Here is a 15,956-nt window from a genome sequence, read left to right as displayed (position 1 = left end):
TTTTGATTTAGCTTTTTTTTAAGTATTTGAAAATGTAAATTTTAGCTTTAATCTCTTTTTAATATAGCGTCTGTATTGGTATTCTGTTTAAATTGTTTTTATTGACCATTAAAGTTTTTTAAGCTTTCGTTGTTTTCTAATGCGTTTCTTGATGGTTTTGAAAAACAGGTTTTTTCTCAGTGCTTTTGCTTAATAAAAAAACTGTAGAGATGATTAATAAACTCCCAATCCAGTCAATAAGAGAAAAAGGTGTTTTAAGCCAATAAACGGCTAAGATTGTAGCGGCAAGTGGTTCGGCAGATGCCAATAAACTGGCTTTTTGTCCCCCAATTATTTTTACAGAATTGAGGTAAAATGTAAAAGCAATTAAAGTTCCAAATACAATTATCAAGATTGTGTAGAGATAGGTAAATGCATCCCATTGACCTTCTATTTGCCATGGAGCTTTAACAAAGCTAAAAGCAAAACCACCGCAAAACATTCCCCAACCAATTACAACCGAAGGTTTATATTTGTGAAGCAGTTTAGCAGGCTGTAGCGTATAAATTGCCAAAGCGACCGCTGAACTGAGTCCGAAAAATAAAGCACTTCCAGAAATAGCTAATTTATTGAAATTACCGTGCGTTACTAATAATATAGTACCTGTTACTGCAAGTATAATAGCTAATGTTTCTTTTGCTTTTGGTAATTTTTTAAATTTTAAAGCTAAAAAAATAGCAATAATAATGGGACCGCAGAATTGCAATATCGTTGCCGTTGCAGCATTGGAATGTTTTATAGCTGCAAAATAAGTGTATTGAACAGAGAGCATTCCAGCGATACTAAATACTAATAATTGTAAAGCATCTTTTTTGGATTTCCAGATTTCAAATACTGCTGTTTTTTCGCTTAATTTCGAGTAAAACAAAAGTATTATTCCTGAGACTAGCATTCTAATGGTAATCAACCATTCTACATTAAGTCCTCTTTCTTGAAATAAAAACTGGCCAAACGTTCCTGATATTCCCCAAAATATAGCTGCTATAATAGCCAAAAGAAATCCTTTAAATATTGATTTGCTCATTCTTGTATTATTTTAATTTATGAAATGCAAAATTGCATCATTATTGGAGGTTATTTTGCTTAAATTTGGGGGTGAATTTGCAATTTTGTTTCATTTATGGATAGTTTTGATAAGGAAATACTAAAAATTCTTCAAAAGAATAATTTAACTCCGCAGCGAGATATTGGAGAAACAATAGGATTATCTCCTGCAGCGGTACAACGCAGAGTAAAAAGAATGCGTGAAGAAGGCATTATTAAACATGATATTTCAATACTGGAAAGGGAAACTCTAGGAAATCCTGTAACCTTGATTGTTGAAGTGTTTCTGGAAAGCGAACAAATCGATCTTATTGATGAAACCAAAAAATCTTTTGTTTCCTGTTCGGCTGTGCAGCAATGTTATTACGTAACAGGAGAATCTGATTTTGTCTTAATAATTGTTGCAAAATCAATGGCAGATTACGAAAAACTAACAAGAGAATTGTTTTTCGCCAATAAGAATGTAAAAAGATTTAGAACCGTTGTTGCAATGGGAGTCGAAAAGTTGGGATTGAACATCCCAATTACATTATAATTTAAAAAAACAGCTTCTCCAAATTAATGAAGAAGCTGATTCTAAGATATCTTAAAAATTTAATCCAAATCTGTTTTTAAAACAGCTCCTGTACTAGCATTCGTAACCAATGCTCTATATTGAGAAAGCCATCTTGAGCTTAAAGGTTTTTTCAATGGTTTGAAATTGGCTTTTCTTACAGCAATTTCATCCTCAGTTAAATTAACCGATAAAATATATTGATCTACATCGATATGAATTTCGTCGCCATCCTGAACCAAACCAATCATTCCACCTTCAGCAGCTTCTGGAGAAACGTGTCCGATTGAGGCACCTCGCGTTGCACCGCTAAATCTTCCGTCGGTAATTAAAGCAACAGAACTTCCTAATCCCATTCCCATAATCAAACTGGTTGGAGAAAGCATTTCCTGCATTCCAGGTCCGCCTTTAGGGCCTTCGTAACGAATAACGACTACATTTCCAGCTTTCACTTTGCCCATCATGATTCCGGCAATCGCTTCGGCTTGACCGTCAAAACAAACTGCACTACCAGTAAATACGCGATCTCCTGTTAAACCAGCCGTTTTAATTACAGCGCCTTGTTCAGCCAGATTTCCGTATAAAATTGCCAATCCGCCAACTCTGCTATACGGATTATCAATGGTGTGAATAATCGTTGTGTCTTTAATTTCGGCATTAGCGATTTTCTCCAATAAAGTTTCTCCGCTAATAGTCAGATTATCAATTAAAACGCCAGAACCTCTTTTGTTTATTTCTTTCATCACCGCATTTACGCCACCAGCTCTATTGATATCTTCCATATGAACGGTGCTTAAACTTGGCGAAATTTTAGCAATATGAGCTACATTTCCAGAAATGGTATTAATATCTTTCAGTTTAAAATCAACATTGGCTTCGTTGGCAATGGCAAGCATATGCAGAACCGTATTTGTACTTCCGCCCATTGCCATATCTACAGCAAAAGCATTGCGAACTGCATTTTCATTCAATATATTTTTCAATTTGAATTTTTCAATAGCCTGCTGATCTTTCGCAATATCACAAATTCTTCTTGCAGCTTTGCGATACAATTGTTCGCGTTCTGGAGTTTGTGCTAGAATAGTTCCATTTCCAGGCAAGGCAATTCCCATGGCTTCCATCAAAGTATTCATCGAGTTTGCCGTAAACATTCCAGAACAGCTTCCGCCACTCGGACAAGCGTTGCATTCAATATCATATAATTCTTCGTCAGAGATTTTTCCTGCTTCGTGTTTTCCAACTGCTTCAAATGCTGTTGCTAAGTCAATTGCAGTTCCGTTTTTGGTGTAACCTTTAGACATTGGTCCGCCGCTTACAAAAATAGTAGGAACATCAACTCGTAAAGCACCCATAATCATTCCCGGAACAATTTTATCACAGTTTGGAATCGCAATCATAGCATCCAATTTATGAGCGTTCATGACACTTTCTATAGAGTTTGCGATAATCTCGCGACTTGGAAGCGAATACAGCATTCCGTCGTGTCCCATTGCGATTCCGTCATCGATTCCGATGGTGTTGAATTCAAACGGAACACAGCCATTTGCACGAATTTCTTCTTTGATAATTTCAGAAACTTTGTTTAAGAAAAAGTGTCCCGGAATAATTTCAATAAAAGAATTCGCAACTCCGATAAATGGTTTTCCAAAATCTTCGTTTTTCAAGCCCGTAGCTCGCAATAAGGATCTGTGAGGAGTTCGCTGAACCCCTTTTTTTACTTCATCACTTCTCATGATAGAAAATGTTTTTTTATGTTGTTTTTTGATGTTTTACAGCGTGTTAGATCTGTGATTTTATTCGGCTCAACGTCTCAGGCGAAACATTAAGATATGCTGCAAGATTGGCGTTGGACAATCTCTGAATGAGTTCTGGATTGTTTTTAAGAAGATTACGATATCGTTCTGCAGCGTTTTGCGTTAGTAAACTGCTTAGTTTAGAAGTAATAACCGTTAAACCGTATTCGAGAATATAAATATACATTTTGTCCCATTGCGGAATCGTATTTCGAAGTCGGAAAAAATCGTCGTAAGAAATCGCTAAAAGCTCTGAATTCTCAACAGCTTCAATATATTCGGCACTTGGCTCTCGCGAAATAAAACTGACGATAGAAGTTAGAAACGTACCTTCGAAAGCCATAAAACGAGTAGCAATAGTATGGTCTTCGGTGCTGTAATACAATCGCAAACAGCCTTTTTTGATAAAATAGATTTTGTCAGCTACAGTTCCGCTTTGCAGCAATTGCTCATTCTTCTTTACTTGTACTAATTTAAAGCAAGAGAGAATGGTGTTTAAATCATCATTTTCTAATTGTAATTTGCTTTGAATTAAAGCTTCAAGTTCACTCATCATTTCTCAAAAATTAATCATTTTCAAAAGTAAAGTTAATCAAAGAAAAAAACATTGACGAATGTCAAAATCGGTTTAAGAATCAGTATAAATAAGATTTTAGAGTGGAATAAAAAACTTTGCGCCTTAGCGTCTTTGCGAGCAATTTCACAAAGCAAGGATTTAAAAGCTTAAAAAAATAATCTCGCAAAGGCGCAAAGAGGCAGAGTTATTTTTGTTTTAAGAAATATGGTAAAGCCTTTGTGTACTTTGTGGTAAAAAAAACAACAACAAGCAAAGAAATACAAAAAGCTGTGCAAGGTTTAAACTCGCACAGCTTTTCTAGTAAACATAAGCAGATTATTCGTACTTCAAATATTTTAAAGCATCAGCTTTTGTGGCTTGATACGCTTTCGCTAAAACAATAATTAGAGTAAGCGCCAATAAAAAAGCAAAAGAAATGAAGAATGGCAAAACAGGAATTTCTATTCTAAAAGCAAAATTATTAAGCCATTTTTGCAGCAAAACATAAGCTGGAACAATCGCGATTAGAAAACCAATTATGCAATACAAAACATATTGTTTTGATAATTCTTGTAATAAAATATTGGTGTCTGCGCCTAAAGTTTTACGAATGGCGATTTCTTTCATTCTTCTCTGAATCGAATACGAAGCCAAAGAAAATAATCCGAACAAAGCGATAATAATCACGATTACATTTAGCAGCGAAAAAAGACTCTTTTGTTTTACGTAAGCTTCGTAAGTTCTTGCATATTGCTTGTCTACAAAGTCGTATTGAAACGGATATTCGGTATTGGCTTTAGACCATAATTTTTCGATATTGGCAATCGTATTTTCCATATCATCCGGTTTTAATTTTGCATAGACTTTATTAATGTTTTGTGACATACCAAACATTTTAATATTGTAAAAAGCAATTGGCGGTACCTTTAATTCAGGACTTAATAAGTTGAAATCCTGACTAATGCCAATTATTTTTAATTTCTGCTCCCGAATTACAAGTTCCTTGCCGATTGGATCTTTAAGATTCATTAATTTTAAGGCGCTTTCATTTATGATTACAGAATTTATAGAATCTGAAGCCAATTTTTTATCAAAATTTCTTCCCTTAATTATTTTGATGTTCAACATTTCGAACATGCCAAAATCTAAAGGGATAACGCGTTGTTTAAAAAGTTCATCATTGTATAAAACCCCCGCTAAAGAATTGTCTGAACCATCAAACGCAATAAGACCTGTGGAGATTTCTTCGACGCCTTTAATTTTGCTGAGCTGCTGTTTTATGACGTTGTATTTGTTGTAAATATTTTGGGCTGCATTTTCTCCCTCATAATCAACCGATGGGAAATTTAAAGAAACCGAAATTACCTGATCACCCTTAAAACCCAGATCTTTATTCTGTAAAAATTTAATTTGCTGGTATACGATATTTGAGCCAATAATAAAAAAGGCAGCAATAGCAAACTGAAAAATAAGCATTCCGTTGCGTAACCAAATACCATTTTTGCTTCTTTCGAAATTCCCTTTTAAAACTTTAAAAGTTTCAAAATTGGATATATAAATGGCCGGAAATAATCCTGCTACCAAAATTGTAATGATAAAAATCAATATCAATTGTATGTAAAACTGACTGGCAAGAAGTACAATGTTCTTGTTTAAAAAGTTGTTGTAATAAGGCAAAGTCAACTCTACAATTACTAACGCCAGTAAAATAGAAAAAGTCGTGGTTAAAGCTGTTTCAAAGAGAAACTGACTAACAATATCGCCTTTTGATGCACCTGAAATTTTACGTACCCCAACTTCTTTCGCACGTTTTACGGCATTAGCAGTTGCAAGATTGATGTAATTAACAATCGACAAAACGAGAATCAAAAGAGACAGCCCCATCATGATTATTAAAAACTGATAATTTCCTCGTGTTTCAGGATAACCATCTACTATCGAATGTAATCTGGCTTTTGATAAAGGTTCAAGGATAACTGTAAAATGCCCCACTTTTTTAGTCATAACTTCGACTGTAAAACCTGCTTCTTTGGCAATTATCGCAATAAAATCGTGGTTGTAAATTCTCTCGAGTTTCTGTCTTGTAAGTTCAACTTTTGAAGGGTCTTTTAGCTTTAATAATAACTTTAAGGAAAATCCAGATGACATTCAGCTTTCTACGGTTGAAAAAGCAACAGTAGAAAGAGCACTGCTTAAAAACCAGAATAATATCAGTAAAACTGCCGAAGAACTTGGGTTATCAAGAGGTGCGTTATACCGTCGTTTAGAGAAATACAACATCAATATTGGTTAATATGTTTAAAACATTCCAAACTTATAAACTCATTTTCCTCCGATTAATTTTTATCGTGATCGGAATCGAATTGTCTATTTATTTCTTTAAAATCGAGTTGTTTTTTACTGGAATATTTGGACTTTGCATGGTTTTTCTTTTAGGAAGAGAAATGTATTTTTATGTTCGAAATATGGTTTTAATTTACAACAAAACTATTTCTTCGATCTTACAAAACGATTTTACTTCTGATTTTTCCAAACAGAAATTCAATAAAAGTTATGATGATCTGTTTCAATTGTATGAAACGCTGAAAGAAAAACACAACGAACAGATTTCTAAAGACATTATTTACCGTTCTATTTTAAATACTATTGAAACCGGTGCTGTCATTTTGCAGAAACAGGAAACGGATTGGAATATCTTTTTGATGAACGATTATTTTTCAAATCATTTTGATGTTCCGAAGGTTTCAAAATGGAAATATCTTAAAAATCAACTACCGTCTTTATGCGAAATTATCGAAAAAGATGATTTTCATGAAGTAAAAACTTCCATCGAAATCAGTATCAATGAGCAAGGTAAGCAGACATTTGTTTTACAAGCTTCGAGAACAGAAATTTTTGAGCAGGATTATTGTATTGTTTTGTTAGATTCGATTCAGAATGTGGTTGAGAAAAAGGAAAAAGATGCTTGGATTAATTTGATGAAAGTCATTTCGCATGAGCTTCTAAATTCCATTACGCCAATTCGTTCTATTTGCCAGAATTTGGAAGATTTGGTAGAACAGGATTCCCTTTCTTCAGAAGATTTGGATGATATTAAAAATAGCGTTCAAACGATGTTGAGACGAAGCGATCATTTACAGAAATTTATTGAAGGATATCGAAAACTGGCAATTCTTCCTTCTCCAAAAAAAGAAAAAACTGACTTGAAGGGTTTGATAGAAAACAGTCTTCAAATCATGAATCCATTATTAAGAAAAGAAAATATTGAGATCGAAAATTCAATTACGTTTCCTTATTTTATAAATGTAGATCAGCAACAAACGGAGCAGGTTTTAATCAATTTATTGACAAATTCTATAAGTGCTTTAGAAAACAGTAATTTCAAAAGAATTTGCCTTTCGGCGGAAGCCAAAGAAAACCGGATTTTTATAAAAATTTCAGACAACGGAAAAGGAATAGAAAAAGAGATTGAAGATAAAATATTTCTTCCGTTTTTTACCACACGAAATGAGGGGGCGGGAATAGGTCTGACTTTGTCCAAAAACATTTTAGAAGCGCATGGAGGTTATTTGATTCATAAAAATGAAAATGAAAAAACAGTTTTTGAGATTTGTCTAATCGAGAGTTTATAAAATTGTTAAAATACCTTTTTAAAATAGGACTCATGTTTTTTTTTTATATTTGTGAGAGAGGGTTGTCAATTAATTCTCGTAAACATACAAAAAGTACCCTATGAGTAGTAATACAGCATCTTCAATAGCTTCGAATTTTCTTAATGATTTAAAAACGCAAACGTCTGATTCTCATAAGAAATTAGAAGAACTTCCAGTCTCTATGTCCATCATGTCACCCAACATGAAAATCGAAGATTACACGTATTACCTAAGTTTAATGCACGATGTTCATAACGATACAGAAAGACTTATTTTTCCTTTTTTCTCGAATTCACTTGATGATTTAGAACAAAGAAGAAAGAAACATCTTATAGAGAATGATCTTTTATTTTTAAAATCAAATAAATCTAATACAGAAAAAGTTTTTCAAACTGAAGGAATTTCGGCTCCTTTTGCTTTGGGAATTTTATACGTTGTAGAAGGTTCGACTTTAGGAGGAAGATTTATTTTGAAAAATGTATCTAAATTTCCTGAACTTTCAGGAAATGAAGGTGTTTCTTATTTTAATGGATATGGCGAAAAAACAGGAAGTTTCTGGAAAGCATTCCTGAATTTTCTGGCGGAGTATGAGCAAGAAAATAATTGCGGAGACGAAATTATAGAAGGAGCAATCTTTGCTTTTGATAGTATTTATAAGCATTTTGACCGATAATAAAAGAATGAAGATTAAAGATATAGTTAATCGTGACCTTGTCAACTTGAGCAATTGCGAGCACGAACCCATACATATTCCAGGTAAAATACAACCTCATGGTTTTTTGCTTGGTATAACACTACAATGGAAAATAGATTTCTGTACAGAAAATGTTGCAGTATATTTTGATATTTCCCACACTCAGATGCTGGGCAAAGATTTTTCAGAAGTTTTTGGATCTGAAGCTGAAGATGAGATTTTAGCTTATACGAATGGTGATGAATTTAGAGATGCTTTTCCGCTGGAGATAGAATTGTTGGGAAAATTATTCCAAATCAACATTCATAAAAGTGATGGAATTTACATTCTTGAGGCTGAATTGTTGTTTGCCGACAGAGAAAAACTAGCAGATGCTTACAAACAGACTATTCAGTTTGTAAGTCAGATGAACAAAACTACTTCGCTTAAAGATTTGTGCGCACTTGTTGCACAGGGAACACGAGAAATTACGGGTTATGACCGTGTTATGATTTATCGTTTTGATGAGCAATATAACGGAGAAGTATTTGCAGAAGATTGCAGAGAAGATTTAGAGCCTTTTTTAGGATTACATTATCCGCATACCGATATTCCTGCTCAAGCTCGTGAGTTGTATATCAGAAACCAGCTTCGATTGATTGTGGATATCAATTATGAAGCAGTTCCAATTTATACGGTTGATGACAAGGAAGGAAAAAATCTGGATTTGAGCCTTTCTATTTTAAGAAGTACATCACCAATTCACGTAGAATATCTGAAAAATATTGGAGTGGGAGCAACGCTGACGATCTCTCTTATTCATCACGGAAAGTTGTGGGGATTAATTGCTTGCCACCATTATTCAGAAAAAAATATATCGCCAGAGATTAGATTGGCGGCCAAACTTCAGGGACAATTTATTACTTCTCAGATTGATATCAGACAGTCAAATGATGAGTATATTAATGCACAGAAAACCATTTTGGCATTAGAACAATTAACCAGTCTTGATCTTCCAATTGTAAAAGAATCTTTAGAAAAGATTATTGCTGCTCCACAATTGTTGGAAATTGCAAATGCTTCGGGAGTTTCCATTATTTCGAGAGATAAAATATTCAAAAACGGTTTAACACCATCTGATGATGAAATTTTAAACTTAATTGAAAAGATTAACCAAAAGGAAGTAGTTGAAATTTTTTCGACTAATAATATTACGGAACACTTTCCTGAATTTGCGGGTAATTCTAATTTCGCTGGAATCATCTATCATTCAATAGGTAGTAATGGGCACATAATATGGTTTAGACCAGAAACAATTTCAGAAATCAAATGGGGTGGCGATCCGGAAAAAAGTATTATAAAAGATAGCAACGGACTGCATCCGCGAAATTCCTTTGCTATTTGGAAAGAGATTGTAAAAAATCAAAGTAGTACATGGAAACAGTACGAGATTAATGCTGCTTCACAATATGCTCATACATTGCATAATCAGCTTATTTTGATTATGTTGAGTGAAGAAGAAGAGAAATATCGTAACCAAAGCGAAATCTTAAAAGAAACCAATTCAGAACTTGAAAACATCAACTGGATTAGTACACACGATTTACAGGAACCTTTGCGTAAAATTCAGCTGATTACTTCTAAAATGTTATCAGAAATTGATGTTATTTCTACAGAGTCGATTTCAAATTCTTTAGAAAAAGTTTCAAAATCGGCTAATAGAATGAGCGGTTTGCTGGAAGATATTCTAAAATATACCCGAATAAAAAACACCAGAGATACTTTGCAGGAGGTAAATCTGAATGAAATTCTGGAAGCGACTATTAAAGAAATGAGCGAAGCAATTAAGGAAAGCAATGCTGTAATTGAATCACAAAATCTTCCGGAAGTTCATGCAATAGGTTTTTTAATGAGACAATTGTTTGTCAATATTATTCAGAATTCACTAAAATACGCATCTCCAGATAGAGCACCAAAGATCACGATTACAGCTTCTCAAGAACCAGTAATTATTCATGATTTGTATAAAGTGTATTGTCATTGGGTGCGTTTCTCCGACAACGGAATAGGTTTCGAGCCTCAATATCAGGCTTCTATTTTTAAGATTTTTACAAAACTCCATACTCAGGAACAGTATACAGGATCGGGAATCGGTTTGGCTTTGTGCAAAAAAATTATGCAGGCTGTCGGCGGCGATATTTATGCAGAAGGAAGACCAGGCGAAGGAACGGATATTATTATCTACTTTCCTTGTGATCCTGCAGATACGCTTTTGCCTTTATAAAGAAATAAAAAGAATAGAACTAACTAAAAGCTTTGTCAGAATTAAAAACTTTGACAAAGTTTTTAGTTTTTTTAACACATAGAAACGTAGCTTTTTCTCTCTTTAAAAAGGTAATTGAAAGAGACTAGTTTCTAACTATAGTCTTAGATTGTAGAACTTTGTCAAATTTTGAGACTTTGTCAAAGTTAAAAAGATATAAAATTTTTTTTCACGCAGATTTAAAATAATTAGAATAGATTTTAATAAAAAAATCTATTTAATCTGCCTAAATCTTTTTGAATCTGCGTGAAACATTTTTAACGACTGCATTTTTCCAATTAATTTTTCTTGGCTAGTTTTAGTTTGCTGCTTTTAAAATTTACTTCTGAAATTAAAGTTCCTGCAAAAATAAGAGTGCCACCCAAAAGCAAACGCCAAGAAAGATCTTCTCCTAAAATAAAAAAAGCTCCGATTGCACCAAAAACGGGTTCGAACAAATAAATTACTGCAACACGTTCTGCCGATAAATAACGTTGCGAAATATTAGAAACCGTATACATAAAAGCAGTAGAAAACAAAGCGCAATAAACAGCGCCAATCCAAAAAGTTTCATTTTTAGGAAACCATATTGCTTGAGAATCTGTAAATGCCAAACAGAATGTAAACAAAGCGCAGAACGAAAACATGGGAACAATAGAATACAAAAGATTTTTTGTAGCGGAATGTTTTTCAACGACAATCAAATACACAGCAAAAGCAAATGCGCCCACAATAGTAAATAAATCACCTAAGTTAATCACAAATTTATCCTTGATGGCGATAATAGCCAAACCAGCTAAAGCGGTGAAAGCAGCAATCCAAATTTTTAAGGGCGTATTCGTTTTATAAAGTGTCAATTTTAATAACGGAATCAGGATAACTGTTAACCCCGCAATAAAAGCACATTGGGAAGCACTTGTATATTTTAGGGCAGTAGTTTGCAATTGAATACCTGCAAACATGGGAACAGCCAGAATAAATCCTGTTTTAATAGCTTCAAAATTAATGTCTTTAACGTATTTCCAAAAAATAATACTGAGAACAATTACCGCTAGGAAAAATCGATAAAATAAAAAAACATTTCCCGAATTTCCGCCAATCGCCATTTTGGTAACCGAATAGGAAATACCCCAAAAAGCAGTACCGAGGATTAATAAAAGCAATATGAATTTTCTTTTTTCCATTTTTGAAAAGTATTAGGATAAAACTTTTTTCATCATTAAATCGGTTTGTTCGTCGTCGCCTAAGCGGAAAATGTGCGTGTCAAATTGTACAAAACCATTTTTTGTGTAGAAACTTACGGCTCTGAAATTCTCTTCCCAAACACCCAACCACATATAAGTTGCTTTTAGTTTTAATGCGGTTTCTTCGGCTTGTGCATAAAGTGCCTGTGCTACTTTTTTTCCGTGAAATTCTTTTGCAACATAAATACGCTCGATTTCTAATGCTTTCAAATCTTCTTTTTCAGTTTGTGCTTCTCCAGTATTCAATTTTAAATAACCGACTACTTTTTCGTCTAAAACAGCCAAATAAAAATAAGAAAACGGGTTGTTAAGTTCTGAGATCAGTTTTTCTGTAGCAAAACTTTCGTTTAGATACTTCGCCATATTTTCTTTGCTGTTAACCTCTGAAAATGTTTCTGAAAAAGTAATTCTTCCAATTAATTGTAATTGAATTACATCATCAATTGTTGCTTTAAGTATTTTTATTGTATTCATGTATTATTTTTTAATGCGTTAAAAGCTATTTTTTATTCTCAATAAATGCGTAAATTGCATCAATGGATTTACAGCAAATTAAATATTTTTTGGCATTGTCTCGCGAACTTCATTTCTGGAATACTGCCGGAAAAATGAATATTACACAATCAGCACTAAGCCGACAAATTCAGTCTTTAGAAAATCAGCTTGGTGTGCAGTTATTTGAGCGTAATAAACGTAATGTCAAACTTACCGCTGCGGGCCAATTCTTAAAAGAAAAATGGGAAGTCGAATTGAATAAACTTGAATTTATTCATCAATCTGCCCGTCAGATTCAGTTAGGGGAGAGCGGTACCATTACGATTTCTCATCCCGATTCTATTTCTGCTTCTCTTATGCCCGAAATTCTATCCCGTATTTCTGATGCTTTTCCTAAACTTAAAATCAAACTGGTTCAGGTTCTTTATGAGAATCAGCAAGATTATCTACGTAATTACAAAATCGATTTGGCGATTACCAGAGATATTAATAATGCCAAAGATATTCAGTCTCAAAAGATCCATACCGACCATTTAGCACTTGTTGTTCCTGAAAATCATCCTTATCAAACACCTGAGGATTTAACCAAAGAAACATTGGCTTCTCAAAAGTTCATTTTGCCAACTAATGACGAAGGAAGCAGCTACAGTGATCTTATTCGAAGACTATTCAATTCTTTAGAAAACGCTCCAGAAGTTTATCTTCATTCTGAATTTGGTTCTGCCATTATTGCTTTGGTTCGAAAAGGATTAGGAATTGCTATTTTGCCCGATTCGTATCTTTTTCATGAAATTCCAGGTTTACGATTTATAAAGCTTCCTTTAGAAACTGATTTATACATTAACTGGCGAACCGAGGATCATAATCCTGTTTTGGCCAACGTTTTAAAATTGATAGTCCCTTAAAATTAAGCCCGTAGCATTTCAATATGCGGAATCCCGTCTTCGTCATAAGCTTCGCCTTGTTCTTTAAAACCGAGCGATTGGTAGAATTTCGATAAATGGTATTGTGCGCTTATTCGAATTGGAGCTTTTCCAAATTTTTCTTCGCAGCCTGCAATTGTAGCTTCCATTAGTTTTACTCCTAATCCTAGTCCGCGGTGCGTTCTTGCAATTACAACTCTTCCAATTGAAATTTCATTGTATGATAAACCAGACGGAAGTAAACGTGTTACACCTGCCAAATCGTTATCAACATAATACAAAAGGTGAAAACTTTTTTGATCTTTATTGTCCAAATCCAAATACGGACAGTTTTGTTCGACCACAAAAACGTCGCTTCTTAAACGAAGCATATTGTACAATTCGTGATTCGTTAATTCATCAAAAGATTTAATACTGTGGCTGAATGTCATTCTTATTTTATGCTTTAATTTTTGACAAAGATAAAATAGAGAATAATGATGTAAAATGCTATTTTATTATCATGTGATGCTAAAATTGCATTAATAGGATATGGAAAAAGTGAGCATGTTTTCCTTAAGAGTTAATTTCCAATTTATATCCTTTTCCACGTATCACAACAATATTAATAGTAGGATCTGCTTCCAATTTTTTTCTAAGTTTTGAGATAAACATATCTAGGCTACGACCTACGATGACGCCTTCGTCTTCCCAAATTTCTTTTTGAAGTTGACTTCTTTCTATAGTGCTATTTGGCGAAAGTGCAAAAATATGCAGTAGACGCGATTCTGTTGCCGTAAGTTCTATAGTACTTTCATTTATTATAAGTTTTCTATTTTTTGGGTCAAATTGAATTGTTCCTAAATCTAAAAAATCACTTTTTTTATTGGTCTTTAATTTTTTTTGAGGTTTAAACGATCTAACAAAAATGAAACCCACAAAAGCTAAAAATGGAAGACTTCCTAAAAGATATCCATTTTCTATTGTATTTGTAGGCTTTAATTTTATGTTGATGCTATATTTTGCTTTAGGTTGTATTCGGCCACGACAAGGTACGGCTTCATTTCTTTTATCTTTAGAAATACGGTATCCATAAACAACACTGGAGTTTTCAGAATTCAGAACATTCACTATATACTCTTTTGCAAGTGGATCATTAGCCAGCAAGCGCTCGATAGTTTTTACAAGTACATCTGGGTGGAAAGAAAAATCCTTTCCAAACTCGATTTGATATTCGTTGGAAGCAATTTTTTTAATAGGAAGAACTCTGGATGTACTGTCGCCTGATTGTAAAAGTAATTCATGTCCGATACTGCGGAGCAAAACTTCTCTTTTGGCACTATCAAAATCATTGTTTTCCGTTTTTCCGAAAGACACGAACAGTAAAGCGATAAGCAAGAATGTTATCGATAGAAGCAAATATTTGTATTTCCTGGAAAAGAGATTTTGGTTATAAGACATAGTGTCAAGAGTTTATTTACAAAGTTTACAATTTTATTTACAATTCAAATTATTCCAACTGGAAATTATCAAAGTAATTTTGGTCAAACAAATTTTAAAAATCGATTAAAAATGAAGCTATACTTGCGAATATACATCTTGTTTTCGGTATTCGTTTTTTTTACATCTTGTAAAGAATCCAATCAAATAAAACAGCAGAAAGAGAATATTTTGGTAGAAAAAAGAGATGCTGTGACACCAGACGGACCAAAGGGGATGGTACGGAATGTAAGGCAAGACAAAAACGGAAACATTTTAATTGCTTCTTTTCAAGACGTTTTTCGATACAATGGAAAATCTTTTACCAATCTAACAAATAACATAAAATCACCTAGTTTTTGGGATGTTTTAGAAGATCGAAAAGGAAATCTCTGGTTTGCAACTAAAGATTCAGGGGTTTATTTTTATAATAAAAAAACTATTCAACATTTTACAACCCAAAACGGACTTCCAAGTAATTTCGTTGCATCTATTTATGAAGATAAAGCGGGTAATGTTTGGTTGGCTACTGGCGGCGGAGCAAGTCGTTACGATGGAAAAAAATTTCGAAATTTCACCACTAAAGACGGACTTTCGAGTAATGCTGTTACTTCAATTATGGAAGATAAAACAGGAAAATTGTGGTTTGGAACTAGAGACGAGCCTTGTTATTATGATGGGAAGAAATTTACTGCTTTCAAAAAAATAAACGGGAAAACTTTTTACAATGTTTGGTCGATAATCGAAGATCAAAAAGGAAATATTTGGTTTGGTGGCTCTATACTCAAAGACAGAAAAGGCGAGAAAGGTGATACTTTGGTTCTCGAATTTGGGCTTTGGCGTTACGATGGAAAAACGTATACGAAAGTATCCAACCGAGGAACTTCAATTATACTAGAAGATAAAAAAGGAAATATTTGGACGACAGGGGCAGTAAAGCCAAATGGGTATTGGGTACTTTCTCGTTATGATCAAAAAACTTTATACGATAAAAATCCAAAAGTAACTGAAATATTCACACTAAAAGGAATGGGAATGCTTTGCGGAATTTTGGAAGCTAAAGATGGAAGTATTTGGTTTGGCTCTTTAGCTGGAGTATATCGTTATGATGGAATGACTCTTAAGGAGTTTTAAAAGTTTCAGGTTTCAAGTTTCAGGTTTCAGGTTTCAAGTTCCAAGTTTCACGTTACTTATACTAACTTGAAACCTGAAACCTGAAACAA

14 protein-coding genes and 1 pseudogene are annotated in these 15,956 nt (G+C 33.6%); 7 read left to right on the top strand and 8 right to left on the bottom strand.

Annotation, left to right across the window (positions count from 1 at the left end):
• Positions 1–136: 136 nt before the first annotated feature.
• On the bottom strand, positions 137–1,063 hold the full coding sequence (locus K6T82_RS12155) for a DMT family transporter (protein ID WP_223706140.1): 927 nt from the start codon (positions 1,061–1,063) through the stop codon (positions 137–139).
• 96 nt (positions 1,064–1,159) lie between these two features.
• Between K6T82_RS12155 and K6T82_RS12150 the strand changes: the two genes are divergently transcribed.
• On the top strand, positions 1,160–1,618 hold the full coding sequence (locus tag K6T82_RS12150) for an Lrp/AsnC family transcriptional regulator (protein ID WP_223706139.1): 459 nt from the start codon (positions 1,160–1,162) through the stop codon (positions 1,616–1,618).
• A gap of 59 nt (positions 1,619–1,677) precedes the next feature.
• Here K6T82_RS12150 and ilvD read toward each other — a convergent pair whose 3' ends face one another.
• The 3 genes from ilvD to K6T82_RS12135 all read right to left on the bottom strand — a co-directional run bounded on the left by ilvD (position 1,678) and on the right by K6T82_RS12135 (position 5,869).
• Positions 1,678–3,369, bottom strand: coding sequence for a dihydroxy-acid dehydratase (gene ilvD, locus K6T82_RS12145; protein WP_223706138.1), 1,692 nt, complete (start codon positions 3,367–3,369; stop codon positions 1,678–1,680).
• Between the two features lie 46 nt (positions 3,370–3,415).
• Positions 3,416–3,985, bottom strand: a complete 570-nt coding sequence (locus K6T82_RS12140; RefSeq protein ID WP_223706137.1) for a Crp/Fnr family transcriptional regulator — start codon at positions 3,983–3,985, stop codon at positions 3,416–3,418.
• Between the two features lie 336 nt (positions 3,986–4,321).
• Positions 4,322–5,869, bottom strand: coding sequence for an ABC transporter permease (locus tag K6T82_RS12135; RefSeq protein WP_223706187.1), 1,548 nt, complete (start codon positions 5,867–5,869; stop codon positions 4,322–4,324).
• Positions 5,870–6,110: 241 nt separating this feature from the next.
• Here K6T82_RS12135 and K6T82_RS12130 point away from each other — a divergent pair.
• The 4 genes and pseudogenes from K6T82_RS12130 to K6T82_RS12115 all read left to right on the top strand — a co-directional run.
• Positions 6,111–6,278, top strand: a pseudogene (locus K6T82_RS12130) (helix-turn-helix domain-containing protein); the annotation flags it as partial.
• A gap of 1 nt (position 6,279) precedes the next feature.
• Positions 6,280–7,617: a sensor histidine kinase gene (locus tag K6T82_RS12125; protein WP_223706136.1), complete on the top strand. Its 1,338-nt coding sequence runs from the start codon at positions 6,280–6,282 to the stop codon at positions 7,615–7,617.
• Between the two features lie 100 nt (positions 7,618–7,717).
• Positions 7,718–8,311: a biliverdin-producing heme oxygenase gene (locus K6T82_RS12120; RefSeq protein WP_223706135.1), complete on the top strand. Its 594-nt coding sequence runs from the start codon at positions 7,718–7,720 to the stop codon at positions 8,309–8,311.
• Between the two features lie 7 nt (positions 8,312–8,318).
• Positions 8,319–10,595 carry an ATP-binding protein gene (locus tag K6T82_RS12115; RefSeq protein WP_223706134.1) on the top strand — a complete coding sequence of 759 codons (2,277 nt, stop codon included), beginning with the start codon at positions 8,319–8,321 and terminating at the stop codon, positions 10,593–10,595.
• A gap of 317 nt (positions 10,596–10,912) precedes the next feature.
• Here K6T82_RS12115 and K6T82_RS12110 read toward each other — a convergent pair whose 3' ends face one another.
• Both K6T82_RS12110 and K6T82_RS12105 read right to left on the bottom strand, forming a co-directional pair.
• Positions 10,913–11,797, bottom strand: a complete 885-nt coding sequence (locus K6T82_RS12110; protein ID WP_223706133.1) for a DMT family transporter — start codon at positions 11,795–11,797, stop codon at positions 10,913–10,915.
• Between the two features lie 12 nt (positions 11,798–11,809).
• Positions 11,810–12,331 carry a GNAT family N-acetyltransferase gene (locus K6T82_RS12105; RefSeq protein ID WP_223706132.1) on the bottom strand — a complete coding sequence of 174 codons (522 nt, stop codon included), beginning with the start codon at positions 12,329–12,331 and terminating at the stop codon, positions 11,810–11,812.
• A 62-nt stretch (positions 12,332–12,393) separates the two neighbouring features.
• Here K6T82_RS12105 and K6T82_RS12100 point away from each other — a divergent pair, with 62 nt between their 5' ends.
• Complete coding sequence (locus tag K6T82_RS12100; RefSeq protein WP_223706131.1) at positions 12,394–13,257, top strand: LysR family transcriptional regulator; 864 nt, start codon at positions 12,394–12,396, stop codon at positions 13,255–13,257.
• A gap of 2 nt (positions 13,258–13,259) precedes the next feature.
• Here the strand turns inward: K6T82_RS12100 and K6T82_RS12095 are convergent, their stop codons facing one another.
• Positions 13,260–13,706: a GNAT family N-acetyltransferase gene (locus K6T82_RS12095; protein ID WP_223706130.1), complete on the bottom strand. Its 447-nt coding sequence runs from the start codon at positions 13,704–13,706 to the stop codon at positions 13,260–13,262.
• A 124-nt stretch (positions 13,707–13,830) separates the two neighbouring features.
• Positions 13,831–14,631 (bottom strand): winged helix-turn-helix domain-containing protein, encoded by an 801-nt coding sequence (locus K6T82_RS12090; protein ID WP_223706129.1) that lies wholly within the window; start codon positions 14,629–14,631, stop codon positions 13,831–13,833.
• Positions 14,632–14,826: 195 nt separating this feature from the next.
• Here K6T82_RS12090 and K6T82_RS12085 point away from each other — a divergent pair, with 195 nt between their 5' ends.
• Positions 14,827–15,867: a ligand-binding sensor domain-containing protein gene (locus K6T82_RS12085; protein ID WP_223706128.1), complete on the top strand. Its 1,041-nt coding sequence runs from the start codon at positions 14,827–14,829 to the stop codon at positions 15,865–15,867.
• The last annotated feature ends 89 nt before the right edge of the window (positions 15,868–15,956 follow it).

Source organism: Flavobacterium potami (genome assembly GCF_020026915.1).
Classification (GTDB): Bacteria; Bacteroidota; Bacteroidia; order Flavobacteriales; family Flavobacteriaceae; genus Flavobacterium; species Flavobacterium potami.
The sequence above is the reverse complement of the archived record's forward strand: the minus strand, read 5'-3'. Positions and strand labels throughout refer to the sequence as shown.